14 protein-coding genes are annotated in these 18,149 nt (G+C 39.4%); 13 read left to right on the forward strand and 1 reads right to left on the reverse strand.

The window, feature by feature from the left end; translation table 11 throughout:
- The first annotated feature begins 6 nt into the window (after positions 1-6).
- The 8 genes from HNQ94_RS11625 to pyrG all read left to right on the forward strand — a co-directional run bounded on the left by HNQ94_RS11625 (position 7) and on the right by pyrG (position 12,061).
- A complete protein-coding gene (locus HNQ94_RS11625; RefSeq protein ID WP_174496548.1) occupies positions 7-867 on the forward strand; it encodes a 3-hydroxybutyryl-CoA dehydrogenase in 861 nt (286 codons plus the stop codon).
- Between the two features lie 32 nt (positions 868-899).
- Positions 900-2,039, forward strand: a complete 1,140-nt coding sequence (locus tag HNQ94_RS11630) for an acyl-CoA dehydrogenase (protein ID WP_174496547.1) — start codon at positions 900-902, stop codon at positions 2,037-2,039.
- A 572-nt stretch (positions 2,040-2,611) separates the two neighbouring features.
- The gene (locus tag HNQ94_RS11635) at positions 2,612-3,754 is read left to right on the forward strand and encodes an acyl-CoA dehydrogenase (RefSeq protein ID WP_174496546.1); all 1,143 of its coding nucleotides are present in this window, start codon (positions 2,612-2,614) and stop codon (positions 3,752-3,754) included.
- Between the two features lie 19 nt (positions 3,755-3,773).
- Positions 3,774-4,712, forward strand: coding sequence for a methylmalonyl Co-A mutase-associated GTPase MeaB (meaB, locus tag HNQ94_RS11640; protein WP_174496545.1), 939 nt, complete (start codon positions 3,774-3,776; stop codon positions 4,710-4,712).
- A gap of 48 nt (positions 4,713-4,760) precedes the next feature.
- Positions 4,761-5,354, forward strand: coding sequence for a TetR/AcrR family transcriptional regulator (locus tag HNQ94_RS11645; RefSeq protein ID WP_174496701.1), 594 nt, complete (start codon positions 4,761-4,763; stop codon positions 5,352-5,354).
- A gap of 17 nt (positions 5,355-5,371) precedes the next feature.
- Entirely contained in the window at positions 5,372-8,611 is a 3,240-nt protein-coding gene (gene icmF, locus HNQ94_RS11650; RefSeq protein WP_174496544.1) for a fused isobutyryl-CoA mutase/GTPase IcmF, read from the forward strand.
- A gap of 886 nt (positions 8,612-9,497) precedes the next feature.
- Positions 9,498-10,052, forward strand: coding sequence for a DNA-directed RNA polymerase subunit delta (gene rpoE, locus HNQ94_RS11655; protein WP_174496543.1), 555 nt, complete (start codon positions 9,498-9,500; stop codon positions 10,050-10,052).
- Between the two features lie 407 nt (positions 10,053-10,459).
- Entirely contained in the window at positions 10,460-12,061 is a 1,602-nt protein-coding gene (pyrG, locus tag HNQ94_RS11660) for a CTP synthase (protein WP_174496542.1), read from the forward strand.
- A gap of 56 nt (positions 12,062-12,117) precedes the next feature.
- Here pyrG and HNQ94_RS11665 read toward each other — a convergent pair whose 3' ends face one another.
- Complete coding sequence (locus HNQ94_RS11665) at positions 12,118-12,657, reverse strand: DUF2529 family protein (protein ID WP_174496541.1); 540 nt, start codon at positions 12,655-12,657, stop codon at positions 12,118-12,120.
- Between the two features lie 373 nt (positions 12,658-13,030).
- Here HNQ94_RS11665 and HNQ94_RS11670 point away from each other — a divergent pair, with 373 nt between their 5' ends.
- From HNQ94_RS11670 to glpX, 5 genes are all read left to right on the forward strand, one after another.
- Positions 13,031-13,393: a response regulator gene (locus HNQ94_RS11670; protein ID WP_174496540.1), complete on the forward strand. Its 363-nt coding sequence runs from the start codon at positions 13,031-13,033 to the stop codon at positions 13,391-13,393.
- Positions 13,394-13,649: 256 nt separating this feature from the next.
- On the forward strand, positions 13,650-14,513 hold the full coding sequence (fba, locus tag HNQ94_RS11675; RefSeq protein WP_174496539.1) for a class II fructose-1,6-bisphosphate aldolase: 864 nt from the start codon (positions 13,650-13,652) through the stop codon (positions 14,511-14,513).
- Between the two features lie 80 nt (positions 14,514-14,593).
- Positions 14,594-15,235, forward strand: a complete 642-nt coding sequence (gene fsa, locus HNQ94_RS11680) for a fructose-6-phosphate aldolase (protein ID WP_174496538.1) — start codon at positions 14,594-14,596, stop codon at positions 15,233-15,235.
- Between the two features lie 143 nt (positions 15,236-15,378).
- On the forward strand, positions 15,379-16,665 hold the full coding sequence (gene murA / locus HNQ94_RS11685; RefSeq protein WP_174496537.1) for a UDP-N-acetylglucosamine 1-carboxyvinyltransferase: 1,287 nt from the start codon (positions 15,379-15,381) through the stop codon (positions 16,663-16,665).
- A gap of 74 nt (positions 16,666-16,739) precedes the next feature.
- Entirely contained in the window at positions 16,740-17,711 is a 972-nt protein-coding gene (gene glpX / locus HNQ94_RS11690; protein ID WP_174496536.1) for a class II fructose-bisphosphatase, read from the forward strand.
- The last annotated feature ends 438 nt before the right edge of the window (positions 17,712-18,149 follow it).

The following is an 18,149-nucleotide window of genomic DNA, read 5'->3' on the forward strand; positions in this document are numbered from 1 at the left end:
AGGAGAATGAATGTGCAAATAAAAACAGTAATGGTCATTGGAGCGGGGCAGATGGGTTCAGGGATTGCTCAAGTTTTTGCCCAATCCAATTTTGACGTAAAGCTAAATGATATTTCAGAAGCTTCTCTAGAAAAAGGGATTGCTTCCATTGAAAAAAATCTAAATCGTTCTGTTCAAAAAGGTAGATTAACGGAAGTGGAAAAAGTAGAAATCATGGAACGTTTATCAACAACTACGTCTCTTCAAGATGCAAGTGATTGTGACTTAGTCATTGAAGCGGTTGTAGAAAATATGGACGTAAAGGGCAAAGTGTTTAAGCAGTTGGACGAAATCACACCAGCGCATGCTATTTTAGCTTCCAATACTTCTTCTCTACCGATTACAGAAATTGCAGCCGTAACGAATAGACCGGAAAAAGTAATAGGCATGCACTTTATGAATCCAGTACCAGTGATGAAATTAGTAGAAATTATCCGTGGGTTAGCGACATCAGATGAAACATATGAGGCAATTGAGACTACGACAAAGGCACTCGGTAAAACACCAGTAGAAGTGAACGACTTTCCAGGATTTGTTTCAAACCGTGTGTTAATGCCAATGATTAATGAAGCAATTTATACCGTTTATGAAGGGGTTGCGACTCCAGAAGCAGTAGATGAAGTAATGAAGCTTGGGATGAATCATCCAATGGGTCCGCTACAATTAGCTGATTTTATCGGCTTGGACACATGTTTATACATTATGGAAGTACTTCATGAAGGTTTCGGTGATAGTAAATATCGTCCGTGTCCGTTGCTTCGTAAATACGTAAAAGCAGGATGGTTAGGGAAAAAATCAGGTAGAGGTTTCTATATTTACGGAGAATAGACTTTCTACTTTACAACTAAGAGGTGGGATTAATGAATTTTCGTTTTACAGAAGAGCAAGAAATGATGCGGAAAATGGTTCGGGATTTCGCAAAAAAAGAAGTTGCTCCAGCAGTTGAAAGAATGGAAAAGGAAGATCGTTTTCCGAGGGAGCTCGTACAGAAAATGGGCGAACTAGGATTAATGGGTATCCCGATTCCAGAACAATATAATGGCGCTGGGATGGATTTCACTTCCTATATTATCGCTATAAATGAAATTGCCAAAGAAAGTGCAGCGTTAGCTGTTATTTTATCCGTTCATACATCAGTTGGAACTAACCCAATTTTGTACTTCGGGAACGAGGAGCAAAAGAAAAAATACGTTACGAAACTAGCAACAGGTGAATATTTAGGGGCTTTTGCATTAACAGAGCCGAGTGCAGGATCGGATGCAGGTACATTGAAAACCCGTGCTAAAAAACGTGGTGATACGTACGTATTAAATGGTTCAAAAGTGTTTATTACGAATGGCGGGGAAGCGGATACGTATATCGTGTTTGCTCGAACGAATCCAGATGCTGGTTCAAAGGGTCTTTCCGCTTTTATCGTAGAAAAGGATACAAAAGGCTTCACTATCGGAAAAAAGGAAAAGAAAATGGGGCTTCACGGTTCTAATACGGTTCAACTAACTTTTGAACAATGCGAAATACATGAATCCCAGCTTTTAGGTCAAGAAGGGGAAGGCTTTAAAATTGCGATGGCTAACCTTGATGTCGGGAGAATTGGTATTGCAGCCCAAGCATTAGGTATAGCGGAGGCCGCGTTAGAGCACGGCGTTGCTTATGCGAAGGAACGGGAGCAGTTCGGTAGACCTATTGCTCACCACCAAGGTATTTCTTTTAAGCTAGCAGATATGGCAACGAATGTAGAAGCAGCAAAACTATTAACCTATCAAGCTGCATCCCTACGGACAAATGGCGAGCCATGTGGAAAAGAAGCCTCTATGGCGAAAATGTTCGCCTCTAAAACAGCAATGAAATCAGCCATCGAAGCAGTACAAATTTTTGGTGGATACGGCTTTACCGAAGACTATCCCGCAGAACGACTATTCCGTGATGCAAAAGTAACCGAAATTTATGAAGGCACAAACGAAATCCAACACATAGTTATCAGTAAACATCTGCTTAAATAAAAGGCTCTTTTCATTAAAAATTTTGTTATTTAAATCACAGTTGATGGAAAATGCGACGTAACTTAATATGTGCAAATCCTACCGCTACGGAAATACTACGCGCACCTTAGGGCTCGCGCTGAGCCTCCTCACTCGCACAGAACGCTCGCTGTGGGGTCTCAACGTCTTCACTGTCCCGTAGGAGTCTACGTGTATTTCCTTCGCTGATCATGTGCTTTGTAACTTGTTATAATTCAAAGTACTAATGTTTGGAACAAAGTTGAAATATAGCCAAAGTGATAGGTATGGGGATTCTCATAAAATGTCTTGACTTTATGATTATCACTATTCTTGAATCAGAAAATTACTACTAGCGTAGGCAGAATACGCAGACTCCTACGGGATAGCACGTGTCTGAAGACCCCGCAGCGGTGGTTTTCCGCGAGGAGGCTGAGGCCGTGCCCGTGGAAAGCGAAGTATTCTGCCGAAGCGGTCGTATGCACTCATCAAAATGCAGAGCTATAGTTATGTCGTAGTTTAAGGATATTGCGTAAAAAACTAGATTAATACTTCAAATACAGGGAGGACTTATCATGAATTTTCAATTAACAGAAGAACAAGAAATGCTTAGAAAAATGGTCCGCGATTTTGCTAAAAAAGAAGTAGAGCCTACAGCAGCAGAGCGTGATGAAGAAGAACGCTTTGATCGAGAAATTTTTAATAAAATGGCTGAACTAGGATTAACAGGAATTCCATGGCCAGAAGAATACGGTGGAATCGGATCTGATTTTGTTAGTTATGTAATTGCAGTAGAGGAGCTTTCTCGAGTTTGTGCATCTACAGGTGTTACATTGTCTGCTCACATTTCTTTAGCAAGCTGGCCAATTTATAAATTCGGTAACGAAGAACAAAAGAAAAAATACTTAACGCAGCTAGCAACAGGAGAAAAACTTGGTGCTTATGCTTTATCTGAGCCAGGAGCTGGATCTGACGTTGTTTCCATGCGTACTTCTGCGAAGGAAGACGGAGACCATTATGTATTAAATGGTAGCAAAGTGTGGATTACAAACGGTGGTGTAGGTGATCTTTATGTTGTTTTTGCGAAAACAGATCACGATGCAAAACATAAAGGAATTAGTGCCTTTATCGTAGAAAAAGGTACTCCAGGATTTAGTTTCGGGAAAAAGGAAAAGAAACTAGGGATTCGCTCCAGCCCAACGACAGAATTAATTTTTGAAAATTGCCGAGTACCAAAGGAAAATATGTTAGGAAAAGAAGGAGAAGGCTTTAAAATTGCGATGATGACGTTAGATGGTGGTCGTAATGGAATCGCTGCTCAAGCTGTAGGGATTGCCCAAGGTGCATTAGATGCTGCAGTCGACTATGCAAAAGAACGTGAGCAGTTCGGGAAGCCAATTGCTCATAACCAAGGAATTTCTTTTAAACTAGCAGATATGGCAACTGAAATTGAAGCATCGCGCTTATTAACTTACCAAGCTGCATACCTCGAGTCAGAAGGATTACCATATGCAAAAGCTTCTGCAATGGCTAAATTATTTGCAGGAGATACAGCAATGCGTACGACTGTAGAAGCGGTTCAAGTATTTGGTGGCTATGGGTATACAAAGGATTATCCAGTAGAGCGCTACATGCGAGATGCAAAAATTACGCAAATTTATGAAGGAACACAAGAGATTCAGCGTCTCGTTATTGGTAGAATGGTAACAAAGGATTAGTACGAGGAAGGAAGATACCATGCATACGCTAGCTGAACGGATTCAGAAACAGGACCAAAGAGCCTTAGCACGAGCAATTACGATGGTCGAAAATGATCATCCAGATAAGCTAAGTCTGTTGAGTGATATTGCCTCGATTAAGCAAAAGGCTTACTATGTTGGCATTACAGGCTCTCCTGGTGCGGGAAAAAGCTCCTTAGTGGACCGTCTTATTACCCATTTAAGAAATCAGCACTTGACGGTTGCGATTATAGCGGTTGATCCAACAAGTCCGTTCAGCGGTGGTGCATTGTTAGGTGACCGGGTACGTATGCATAAACATTTTACGGATCCAGGCGTCTTTATCCGAAGTATGGCAACAAGAGGAAGTCTAGGCGGGCTTGCTCGTTCCACGAAGGATGCGATTCGGGTTTGTGATGCGTATGGTTTTGATGCTGTAATCGTAGAAACAGTAGGTGTCGGTCAATCAGAACTGGACATTATGAAGGTCGTCGATACGACAGCTGTCGTCTTAACACCTAACAGTGGAGATGTCCTACAAATATTTAAGGCAGGTATTATGGAAATAGCGGACCTGTTTATTATTAATAAAGCAGATTTACACGGTGTTCAAAAGCTGAAAACACAACTACGGGAGTTTATGCACATCGTGGACCCAAAAGGATGGGTTCCACCTATTGTAGAAACAATTTCTACGGAGAACAAAGGGATTGAGGAGCTGTGGCAAAAATGTACACAGCACCGAGATTATTTGTCCGAAACAGAAGCAGGTAAGCAAAAAAGGCAAGATCAACTAGCGTATGAAGTGTACGAACTTATTCGGGAAGAGCTGTGGAAAGAAGCGAAAGCATTTATTGAGCAAGACCCAGCCAAACAAAAAGCCCTAAAGCAGACTAAAGACCCTTATCAACTCGCAGACGATTGGCTTTCGGAATGGAAACGAGAGAGGGGGCGTTAAGTGTTGAAAAAAGTACCTACAACTGTAAAAGACGAACAGTTAATTAAAATGAGAAGAAACCAAATGGTAAAAGGTGCCGTGAACCTTTTTAAACAAAAAGGGTTCCATAAAACAACTACACGAGAAATTGCTAAAGCCTCGGGCTTTAGTATTGGTACGTTGTATGAATACATTCGTACGAAAGAAGACGTCCTTTTCTTAGTTTGTGATTACATTTATGAACATGTAAAAGAACGAATGGAAAGTGCGATTGATACGAATAAGCGTAGTATTGCGAGCTTATACGATGCCGTGACATCCTACTTGCAGTTAATGGATGACATGCAGGATGAGGTCATCGTTATGTATCAGGAAGTAAAGTCTTTACCTAAGGAAGCTCAGGAGTACGTCCTGCAAAAGGAAAAAGATATGGTTTTGATGCTAGAAAAGGTGATTCAAAATAGCTTGCCATATGAAATTCCGGCTCAAGATGTGAAACTCGTTGCCAATAACATATTTGTTCAAGGGCAAATGTGGGGTTTCCGAAGATGGATTTTACAAAAGGATTTTTCCATTCAGCAATATATCGAAAGGCAGCTACATTTTTTGTTCCAATCTTTGAATATTGAACAAGAACAGGCTGTTCAACAGGACATTCAATAAGGGGAGGAAAACAATAGATGGAAAATGTGATGTATACACCGAAACATCCAGTTCGGTTTGTAACTGCTTCCAGTTTATTTGATGGGCATGACGCTTCTATTAATATTATGCGTCGAATCTTACAAGCTAGTGGCGCGGAAGTTATTCATTTAGGACATAACCGTTCGGTAGAGGAAGTTGTGAATGCGGCTATCCAAGAAGATGCACAAGGTATCGCGATTTCTTCTTATCAAGGAGGCCACGTAGAGTATTTCAAATACATGATTGATTTGTTAAGAGAACGTGGTGCTGAACACATCCGTGTATACGGCGGTGGTGGCGGGGTTATTATCCCACGAGAAATTAAGGAACTACATGCTTATGGTGTGGCAAGGATATTTTCACCAGAAGATGGTAGAGGTCTAGGTCTGCAAGGCATGATTAACCTTATGCTAAAAGAGTGTGACTTTTTAACACCGATGGATCCCGAAACGGAAGTAGAAAAATTACGAGCTGGTGAACCTCAAGCGATTGCTCGTTTTATTACGTATGTAGAAAATCAACAGGAGCAAAGCGCGGAAACGGCGGCCGTTCTTGAAAAAGTATACCAAGAAGCAAGTAAGCGAATTCCGGTTATGGGGATTACCGGTACTGGTGGAGCTGGAAAAAGCTCGTTAACAGATGAGCTTATTCGCCGTTTTATAAATGAAGTGGATGATAAGAAAATTGCTATTTTGTCCGTCGATCCGACGAAAAAGAAAACGGGCGGAGCACTTCTAGGCGATAGAATTAGAATGAACGCAATTTTTAACAATCGTATTTATATGCGTTCATTGGCAACACGTGACTCTAGAACAGAGCTTTCAAAAGCCATTAAGGAAGCAATTGATGTTGTGAAGGCTGCGGGCTACGATTTTATCATTGTAGAAACGAGTGGTATTGGGCAAGGGGACGCAGCAATTACTGATATTACGGATTTATCGATGTATGTTATGACGAGTGAATATGGTGCCCCATCTCAGCTTGAAAAAATTGATATGATTGATTTTGCTGATTTTATCGTTATTAACAAGTTTGAGCAAAAAGGGTCAGAAGATGCGCTACGTCAAGTTCGTAAACAGTATCAACGGAGTCATATGCTATTCCATTCTAACCCAGAGGATATGCCGGTTTACGGTACGATTGCGAGTCAATTTAATGATCCTGGTACGAACACTTTATTTGCAGCAATTATAGATAAAATAAATGAAAAGTATAGCTGGCAAGCAGAAACAACGTTCGAACGTACGAAAAAAGTAGAAAAACAAAACATGATTATTCCGAATGAGCGCAGGCAATATTTACGGGACATCTCCTTAACTGTTCGTAACTACCATGAAGAAGCAGAAAAACAAGCGGAAGCGGCTCGAAAACTTTATAAAGTAAAAGGAACAGTGGAGGAGCTTGAAGTAGTAGAAGCTCGTCAAGCTGTCGAGCAGCTCGTAGAAAAGTATGAAAAAGAAATCGACCCAGCAAATAAACAAATGCTTGAAAAATGGGATGAACAGAAGGCCCAATACGAACAAGATGAAATGTCGTATCAAGTTCGAGATAAGGAAATTAAAATAGAGCTAAATACAGAAAGTTTATCTGGCTTAAAAATTCCTAAGGTTGCACTTCCTAGATACAATGACTGGGGCGATCGACTCGTTTGGCTACTAAAAGAAAACGTACCAGGTGCATTTCCTTTTACAGCCGGTGTGTTTCCTTTCAAGCGAAAAGGAGAAGATCCTAAACGTCAATTTGCTGGGGAAGGAACGCCAGAACGTACGAATAGACGTTTCCATTATCTATCGAAGGATGATGATGCGAAGCGACTAAGTACCGCTTTCGATTCTGTTACGTTATATGGAGAAGATCCAGATGAGCGTCCAGACATTTACGGAAAAGTTGGAGAAAGTGGTGTAAGCGTATGTACGTTAGATGATATGAAAAAACTGTACGCGGGATTTGACTTGTGTCATCCAATGACGTCGGTTTCTATGACCATCAACGGACCTGCACCTATCATCTTAGCAATGTTCTTTAATACTGCAATTGAACAACAAATAGAAAAGTTTAAAGAAGAAAACAATCGTGAGCCGAATGAACAAGAGCGTCTCCAAATTAAAGAACAAACGTTAGCTGTAGCTCGTGGAACAGTACAAGCGGATATTTTAAAAGAAGACCAAGGCCAAAACACATGTATATTCTCAACAGAGTTTGCCTTAAGAATGATGGGAGATATCCAGCAGTACTTCATTGATCACAATGTAAGAAACTATTATTCCGTTTCTATTTCTGGCTATCATATTGCGGAGGCTGGAGCAAACCCAATTACGCAGCTCGCATTCACATTAGCAAACGGCTTTACGTATGTAGAGTATTATTTAAGTCGCGGAATGGACATTAATAAATTTGCACCAAACCTGTCCTTCTTCTTCTCAAACGGACTAGACCCTGAATATACAGTAATCGGCCGAGTGGCAAGAAGAATCTGGTCTATCATTATGAGAGATAAGTATGGAGCAAATGAACGTAGCCAAAAATTAAAATATCATATCCAAACTTCTGGACGTTCTTTACATGCCCAGGAAATTGATTTCAATGATATTCGTACGACGCTTCAAGCGTTAATTGCTATCCAAGATAACTGTAATTCCTTGCACACGAACGCTTATGATGAAGCAATCACGACTCCAACAGAGGAATCGGTTCGACGTGCAATGGCAATCCAAATGATTATTAACAAGGAATTTGGATTGACTAAAAATGAAAACTCCTTGCAAGGTTCTTTTATCGTAGAAAAGCTAACTGATATGGTGGAAGAAGCAGTACTTCAAGAGTTCGAACGTCTAAACGATCGTGGTGGCGTATTAGGCTCCATGGAGCGTCAATACCAACGAGGCAAAATCCAAGATGAATCCTTGTTCTACGAAGGGAAAAAACACTCAGGTGAGCTACCAATTGTCGGGGTTAACACATACGTAAACCCGAATCCACCTAGTGAAGATGAAATTGATTCAATGGAACTAGCACGTGCTTCTAAGGAAGAAAAAGACCAACAAATTACGAATTTGCGTGCATTCCAACAACGAAATCAAGACAAAACTGCCGATGCTTTAAACCGATTGAAGCAAGTTGCTGCAGGTGGCGGTAATATCTTTGCTGAGCTTATGGAAACGGTAAAAGTAGCAAGCCTCGGCCAAATCACAAATGCATTATATGAAGTAGGCGGGCAGTATCGTAGAAATATGTAAGAGTGAAGGCTGAATGTTGTTTTATTCATAAATGTTCAGCGTATTAAGCAGTTGAAATACACATAGACTTCAACAACGATAAAGTTTTTAAAATGGGATGAGGATCTATTATTTTGGTCCTCTCCTGTTTTTTATGTAGGTTGGTTTCAAAGATTGTTCTTTTACACAATATACATAAATTGCGCGTTTTGGTGAGTGATATACGACCGCTTCGGCAGAATACTTCGCTTTCCGTGGGCACGGCCTCAGCCTCCTCGTGGAAAATCACCACTGTGGGTTCTTCAGACGCGAGCCAGCGGAAAGCGTAGTGTATTTCTGTAGCGGCTGGGTTTCAGATATATTAAGATACATCACAGTTTCCATAAGTGCTAAGATATAAGACAACCTTTACGAAAAGACACTTATGTAAGAATTCAACTTAGGAAACACAATAAGGAAAATAGATAAGTGCAACTAAGCAACTGTCTTCGCCTACTGGCTTGACATTCACCAAGTTTTCTATTCCGTATTTGCAATATTGTGTTAGCAAGAAGAGAATTCGACGTAGAAAACACAATAAGGAAAATAGATAAGTGCAACTAAGCAACTGTCTTCGCCTGCCGGCTTGACATTCACTAAGTTTTCTATTCCGTATTTGCAATATTGTGTTAGCAAGAAGAGAATTCGACGTAGGAAACACAATGAAGGAAAATAGATAAGTGCAACTAAGCGACTGTCTTCGCCTGCCGGCTTGACATTCACTAAGTTTTCTATATATTATAAGTCTGGATTAAATGCTATTATTTTGTATATAATGTATGGTATGGTAAAAAGGTGTTAACAACATGAGTACATACATTAATTTGTTGATTAAATATAGTAAATGATAGAAAAGGGAGTGCTGTGCGTGAGCTTGGAAAAATACACCCAAGAAGATCTCGTAGAACTATCAATGTTGGAAGTGGCTATCGAGATTTTGTTGGAAGAAAAAAAGGCACTGGACTTTAAAGAGCTCTATAATCTTGTAGCAAAAGCAAAAGGGTTTACTGCAGAACAAAAAAAAGAAAACATTGCTTCGTTCTATACGGACTTGAATGTTGATGGACGGTTCATGACAGTTGGCTCAAATGTCTGGGGATTAAGACGCTGGTATCCAGTTGACCAAGTAGAAGAAGACTTGGCACCAGTCCGTAAAAAGAAGAAAAAGGCTGCTAAAAAAGAAGAAGAAGACTTCGACGATTACGACGTGGAAGACGATTTAGATGATCTTGAAGAAGATTTAGAAGAAGATGATCTAGACGATGATGACTCATTCGATGATGATGACGATGAATCAGATGATGATTTAGATGACGATTTCGATTATGATTCTGATGACGACTCTGATGATGATACAGATTTTGATAGTGATGATGATGACAACGACCTAGATGAAGATTTTGAAGAGGAAGAAGATAAATAAGCTTGACTTTAAAGAGCTAAATGGATAGAATTTTATTTGGGCTCTTTATGAACGTAGAGTAAAAGCGTTCCCGATTAATCGGGGGCGCTTTTTATGTTTTTTAGATAAAGAAAATGTAGAAGAAAGCGACCGTTTTTCTTTTCTTCCTTCTTCTATTTACATAGTTGAATAGGCAGTAGGTAGAAAGTTAGGAATATTAGTGGAGTAATAAACGGAAACTGTTTAATGAACTTTCTTTATCGTTTTCCTTAATAATACTTAGTCCTTAAGTCAGGGTATGACTTCAAATATAAGGAACCATTTATCGCTAGACGTGTGACAAATGTAGCATTTGGATTTAAATCCAAATGCCGTGCAAACATAGGAAGTCGCGAAAGTCTAAAATTTTTCAGAAGAGAGGTTGAAACATGACAAATTATATTTTTGTAACAGGTGGAGTAGTATCTTCCTTAGGAAAAGGGATCACAGCAGCATCTTTAGGTAGATTATTAAAAAATCGCGGCTTGAGCGTAACGATTCAAAAGTTTGACCCGTACATTAACGTAGACCCAGGAACGATGAGTCCTTATCAGCACGGTGAAGTTTTCGTAACAGAAGACGGTGCAGAAACAGATTTAGATTTAGGCCATTATGAGCGTTTTATTGACATTAATTTAAACAAATATAGTAACGTAACGACTGGTAAAATTTATTCTTCTGTCATTCGTAAAGAACGTCGCGGTGAATACTTAGGTGGTACGGTTCAGGTCATCCCTCACATTACAAATGAGATTAAAGACCGCGTTTTCCGTGCTGGAAAAGAAACAAATGCAGATGTAGTCATTACGGAAATTGGGGGAACAGTTGGGGATATTGAATCTTTACCATTCCTAGAGGCAATCCGCCAAATTAAAAGTGACATAGGAAAAGAAAATGTGATGTACATTCATTGTACACTTATTCCATACATTAAAGCTGCTGGAGAAATGAAAACAAAGCCTACCCAGCACTCTGTTAAAGAGCTTCGTTCACTAGGTATTCAACCAGATGTGATTGTGTTACGTACAGAAAATACAGTAAGTGAAGAAATGAAAGAGAAAATTGCCCTATTCTGCGATATTAATAAAAATGCAGTAATTGAAGCCCGAGATGCCGATACCCTATATGAAGTTCCTCTTTATTTAAAGGAACAAGGCTTGGATCAAATTACGTGTGACCACTTCGGTTTAACATGTAGTGAAGCGGATATGACGGAATGGAACGAACTTGTTACAAAGGTTAAAAATCTAACGAAAAAAGTAAACATTGCGTTAGTCGGAAAGTATGTAGAGCTACAAGATGCTTACATTTCTGTAGTAGAGTCTCTTAAACACGCTGGTTTCCAATACGATGCGGATGTAGAAATTTCTTGGGTTAATTCAGAAGAAGTAAATGCTGAAAACGTACAAGAGCTTCTGGGTCAAGCTGATGGTATTCTAGTTCCTGGTGGATTTGGTGACCGTGGTATTGAAGGTAAGATTGCGACAACGAAATTTGCCCGTGAAAACAAAATTCCGTTCCTTGGTATTTGTCTAGGAATGCAATTAGCTTCGGTGGAATTTGCTCGTAACGTTCTAGGATTAGAAGGGGCACATTCTTCTGAAATAGACCCTAATACGCCATATCCAATTATTGATTTACTACCGGAACAAAAGGATATTGCTGATTTAGGTGGAACGTTGCGTTTAGGTGTATATCCATGTAAGTTGAACGAAGGAACAAAAGCAAGAGCTGCTTATGATGATGAAATTGTGTACGAACGTCATCGTCACCGTTATGAATTTAACAATCAGTTCCGTCAACAAATGGAAAACAACGGATTTTTATTCTCTGGAACAAGCCCAGATGGCCGTTTAGTAGAAATTATCGAACTAAAAGATCATCCATGGTTTGTTGCTAGTCAGTTCCATCCTGAATTTAAATCTAGACCAACAAAGCCACAACCATTGTTCCGTGACTTTGTAAAAGAATCGATTAATAATAAAAAGTAAATAAAAAGCAAGCTGGTGCATATTCGCCAGCTTGCTTTTTGATTTCAAACCAAATGCTACATCATCGTAGGTAGTGGTCCTTCGAAATCGGACAAAATATCCTGTGTTGTTAAGTAAATCCCGTAGTAAACAAATAACATGGTTAGGAGACTTGGGAATCCAATTCTTCCATTATCCATTGGGATAAGGGATTCTGTTAGTTTTGTATCCACATAAAAGTTAGCTTGTTGAATAATTTCATCTTCCGTAGATTTTACGGCACATAGTACGATTACTTCTGCTCCTGTAGCTTGTGCTTTTTTTATGTACGGTAATATTTCTGTATCATCGGAAAAGCGAGTAGCAATTACCAGCCTGTCCAATTCAGAAAGGTCGGTTTCGTTAGGGTCATACGCTTTTGAATCTGGAAAAGGTTCGGCTCCCTCAACAATTTCAGCTAATAGCCCTTTCATTTCTTTGTTTCCGTACCAATATATATTCCCATCACCAATAATGGTATTCGACAATGTGCGTGACACATCCTCAATATGCTGCCATTCATTTTCTTTAATTTTATTGAATTCTCCTATAAGTTGAGTCGCTAACATTTGAAGCATAAAGTCCCTCCTATAACTGTGCTTTAACAAAATAAGAGTAGCATAAAATTGGGTTGGAGCAAAAATGAATGCACATCAGGAATAAGAAAAAAGGAGGAAAAAGGAGGAAAATTAAACCTTTTATAGAAATTTGTAAGAATAATGGTAAAACCCCAGAAAAATGAACCTTTTTCATTAGTGAAGATTTAGGCAGAAAAATGTTAGGTTAAAGCATCGAACTGAAAAAGATCACCATAATTTTTCTATCCCTTTTCCTTCCTAATAATTAGCGTCCTGTTATGCAAAGAAAGTCCTAAAGAATGAATACAGCAGTTGGTTTAAAACATAGTATGTTTTGCCGAAGAAAATTAATCAGTGAAGGGTGTTGTTGCATATGGAACAGAAAACAGTTTTTATCGTCGATGATCAGATTGGGATTCGTTTATTGTTAAAGGAAGTTATTGAAAGTCAGGGTTTTAAAGTCAGGGATTTTGAAACGTGTATGGAAGCCTTAAAAGTTTGTGAAAAAGAAAAGCCGAGTTTATATTTTGTGGATTATAAAATGCCATTAATGGATGGACTTGAGTTTGCTACAAAATTAGAAAAAGAGCTTGCCATTGAGGCCCCAGTTATTTTAATGAGTGGTTTATCCGTGGAAGAGATGGAAGGTAAGTCTGAGACAAAAAACATTAAGCATATATTAGCAAAACCGTTCGATATAACAGATATACATAAATTATTATCTACCTATTTGTAAAAAATACATATTATCGCATAACGATTTGTTGCACGACAAGGTTGGACTTGGTATGCTATAAAAGTAATGAAGATTACATAAACTAACGAATGTCCAAAATCATAAAGGACATTTTTATATCCTGGTGCCAACTCCCGAAGACCCTCCAACATTTAGGGGAACAGTGGGATGTACACCCAGATAGTTTAAATAACTACACAGTGAGGCAAACAACCCCGCTGTTTTAGTTTCACTTTAACTAAAGGAGGATTTCTTCATGCCATTAGTATCCATGAAAGAAATGCTAGAAGATGCAAAAGAGAGCGGTTATGCAGTAGGACAATTTAATATGAACAATCTAGAATATGCGCAAGCGATTCTTCAAGCAGCCGAAGAAGAAAATTCACCTGTTATTTTAGGGGTTTCCGAAGGTGCTGCTCGTTATATGGGTGGATTTGGAGTGGCTGTTGCAATTGTTGAATCTTTAATGATTGAATATGGAACAACTGTACCTGTGGCTATTCACCTTGACCACGGTTCTAGCTTTGAAAAATGTGCGGAAGCGATTCATGCAGGATTCACTTCTGTTATGATTGATGGTTCTCACTACCCATTAGAGGAGAACATCGCACTTACAAAGAAAGTGGTTGAGCTTGCTCACATTCACGGCGTTTCTGTTGAAGCGGAATTAGGTCGTATTGGTGGTCAAGAGGATGATTTAATTGTAGATGATGCAGAAGCAGCATATGCAATTCCAGCAGAGTGTAAACAACTAATTGAAGAAACAAACGTAGATTGCTTTGCTCCAGCATTAGGTTCTGTTCATGGTCCTTATAAAGGGGAACCTAACCTAGGATTCGATCGTATGGAAGAAGTATTTAACATAACGAATGTTCCACTTGTATTACACGGTGGTACAGGGATTCCAACGAAAGATATCCAAAGAGCTATTTCTTTAGGAACAGCAAAAGTAAACGTAAATACAGAAAACCAAATTTCTCAAACAAAAGCAGTTCGTGAAGCTTTAAATGCTAAACCAGATCTTTATGATCCACGTAAATATTTAGGTCCTGGTACAGAAGCTATTAAACAAACTGTTATTGGCAAAATGCGTGAATTTGGTTCTTCCAACAGAGCTTAAGTCACTACAAGGAAGCCGTCATATTTGACGGTTTCCTTTTCATGTACTTTTACGAAATTAAAAATGGAGGGGTGTTATAAGTGAAATTTTTTATTGATACGGCGAATATTGAAGAAATACGTGAAGCGAATGCACTTGGTATTTTAGCAGGTGTAACGACTAACCCAAGTCTTGTTGCGAAAGAGAATATTTCTTTCCATGATCGTTTAAAAGAAATAACGGCAGAGGTTTCCGGTTCTGTTAGTGCAGAAGTAATTTCTGAAGATGCGGAAGGCATGTTAAAAGAGGCTGATGAATTAGCAGCAATTGCCCCAAATATCACCATTAAAGTTCCAATGACTTTAGAAGGATTGAAGGCAGTTAAACAACTAAGCGCAAAAAATATAAAAACAAACGTAACGTTAATCTTCTCCGCAAATCAAGCTCTCCTTGCAGCACGTGCGGGTGCAACATACGTTTCTCCATTTTTAGGGCGCCTGGATGACATCGGTCATGATGGGATGGCTTTAGTAGCTCAAATAGCAGAAATTTTTAACATTCACCAAATAGATACAGAAATAATTGCTGCCTCTGTTCGTCATCCATTGCACGTAACAGATGCTGCTCTAAATGGGGCTCACATCGCAACCGTACCCCTAAACGTGTTGAAAAGTTTAGTGAAACACCCATTAACCGATCAAGGAATTGAGAAGTTTATGGCGGATTGGAATAACCAAAAATAGGCATGAATTTTACATGATTGTAAATACTAATGGAAAAGAAGCTTCCTTTTGAAGAAGCTCTTGTACTCTTGCGTCTAGGAGTACTGTTTCAAAGCAAAAAATCAAACAACATTTGGTGCATCAATTAGAGGAGAGTTTTACAGATGGAGAAATTATTAGTTGAAGGTGGCAGAACGCTTCGAGGGCAAGTTCGTATAAGTGGGGCTAAAAATAGTGCCGTTGCTTTAATTCCGGCAACGATATTAGCAAATTCTCCAGTTACGATAGAAGGCCTACCGAATATTTCTGACATCACTATTTTGAAAAATTTATTAGAAGAAATCGGCGGAAAGGTCGAACAATCTGGCCGTGATATTACCGTTGATCCTTCTTCGATGATATCAATGCCTCTGCCGAATGGGAAAGTGAAGAAACTTAGAGCATCCTATTATTTTATGGGTGCAATGCTAGGGCGCTTCAAAAAAGCAGTAATCGGCTTGCCAGGCGGATGTAACTTAGGGCCTAGACCTATTGATCAACATATTAAAGGCTTTGAAGCTCTTGGTGCGAAAGTAACGAATGAACAGGGTGCTGTTTATTTACGTGCGGACGAATTAAAAGGAGCTAGAATTTATTTAGATGTTGTGAGTGTAGGTGCAACGATTAATATTATGCTAGCTGCTGTAAAAGCAACAGGGAAAACGATTATTGAAAATGCGGCAAAAGAGCCAGAAATTATAGACGTAGCAACTTTACTTACTAGTATGGGAGCAAAAATTAAAGGTGCGGGTACAGACGTTATTCGTATTGAAGGGGTAGAAAACCTTTCTGGATGCCAGCATACAATCATTCCAGACCGTATAGAAGCAGGAACGTATACGATTATTGCAGCGGCAACAGGTGAAGAAGTTATTATTGACAACGTAATCCCAACGCATTTGGAGTCGCTTATCGCGAAGCTCCGCGAAATGGGAGTAAATATTGATGTGGACGATGACCAACTAATTATTAGAGGGAATCGTAAACTGAAAAGTGTTGATATAAAAACACTTGTTTATCCAGGTTTTCCAACAGATTTACAGCAGCCATTTACAGCGCTGTTAACACAGGCGGAAGGTACAGGAATCGTAACAGATACAATTTACTCTGCTAGGTTTAAGCATATCGACGAGCTTCGGAGAATGAATGCTGACATTAAAGTCGAGGGAAGTTCAGCTGTTATCGGTGGGCCTGTTAAACTAGAGGGTGCCAAAGTGCGAGCAAGTGATTTGCGTGCAGGTGCGGCATTAATAGCGGCTGGACTAATGGCTGAAGGTGTAACGGAAATTGCTGGATTAGAACACATAGATAGAGGGTATGAAGATTTAACAGATAAGCTTATTCAATTAGGCGCAAAAGTATGGCGTGAAAAAATGACAGAAGAGGAAGCAGAGCAATTCCAAAATTCTTAAGAAGGTAAGAGTAAGAGCTTGGAATGTTCCATGGATATGAGTAGGAATTTGAGGGATAAAGGGGAGGAAGTACCATGGAAAGAAGTCTTACAATGGAACTAGTCCGCGTGACAGAAGCTGCTGCATTAGCATCAGCAAGATGGATGGGCCGCGGAAAAAAAGAGGAAGCAGACGATGCAGCTACAACTGCGATGCGTAATGTCTTTGATACGATCCCGATGAAAGGGACTGTCGTTATTGGAGAAGGGGAAATGGATGAAGCTCCAATGCTATATATCGGCGAACGCTTAGGAAATGGATATGGTCCACGAGTAGATGTGGCTGTTGACCCGCTTGAAGGGACAAACATCGTAGCACTTGGAACGTGGAACGCACTAGCTGTTTTAGCTATTGCAGACCACGGAAAAATGCTTCATGCTCCAGATATGTACATGGATAAGATTGCAGTTGGTCCAGAGGCAGTAGGTAAAATTGATATTAATGCTTCTGTAACAGACAACTTAAAAGCAGTGGCAAAAGCAAAAGGTAAAGGTGTAGAGGATGTTGTTGCTACCGTTTTACATCGTGAGCGTCATGAAAAAATCATCCAAGAAATCCGTGATGCTGGAGCAAGAATCAAGCTTATTCCAGATGGTGATGTAGCGGCTGCTATTAATACAGCGTTTGATCATACTGGCGTTGATATTTTATTCGGTATTGGTGGTGCACCTGAAGGAGTTCTAGCTGCTGTTGGACTAAAATGTTTAGGCGGAGAAATCCAAGGAAAGCTTGTGCCACAAAACAAAGAAGAAGAAGAGCGCTGCTACAAAATGGGAATTACTGATTTAAATAAAGTATTAATGATGGATGACCTATGTGGTGGGGATGATGCAATTTTTGCTGCCACTGGGGTAACAGATGGTGAACTTTTACGCGGTGTACAGTTTAAAGGAAATAAAGGAACAACACAAACAGTCGTGATGCGTGCAAAATCAGGTACGGTTCGTTTTATCGATGGAAACCATAGCCTGAAAAAGAAGCCTAATTTAGTTATGAAAGAAGATTAAACAACAAGGTGGTCCGACAAAGGGCAGAAATTGAACTGCCCTTTCAGACTATCTGAACTATCTTCTACTATCCTCAAAAAGAAGATCCAGCATAGTCCTCTATATGATTAGTGGTATAGTGAGAGGTATTTAAAAAATAGTATTGAATAAATTTAGTAAATAGGGTTAAAATGATAATGCTTAATAGAAAGGACCAACCCCCTTTTTATTCATGCCTTCAAAAGCTTTACTTCAAGGACATCTCCTGAAAAATTTCTAATTCCTTTTTGTACTTTAAGAAAGTTTAACTTTGTTAAAGGATTAAAGTATAAGAAAAACCAAGGTTTTTGCCATAAGGACCTGGCGACAAGCCAAGTTTTTCTAATATCAGTTCTAGAAAATTTCATTAGAATTTGATTTATCCCTAAAGGTATTAAACTCTAGGTGCTATAGGTGATA

This window comes from Salirhabdus euzebyi, from assembly GCF_014207435.1.
Lineage (GTDB): Bacteria > Bacillota > Bacilli > Bacillales > Alkalibacillaceae > Salirhabdus > Salirhabdus euzebyi.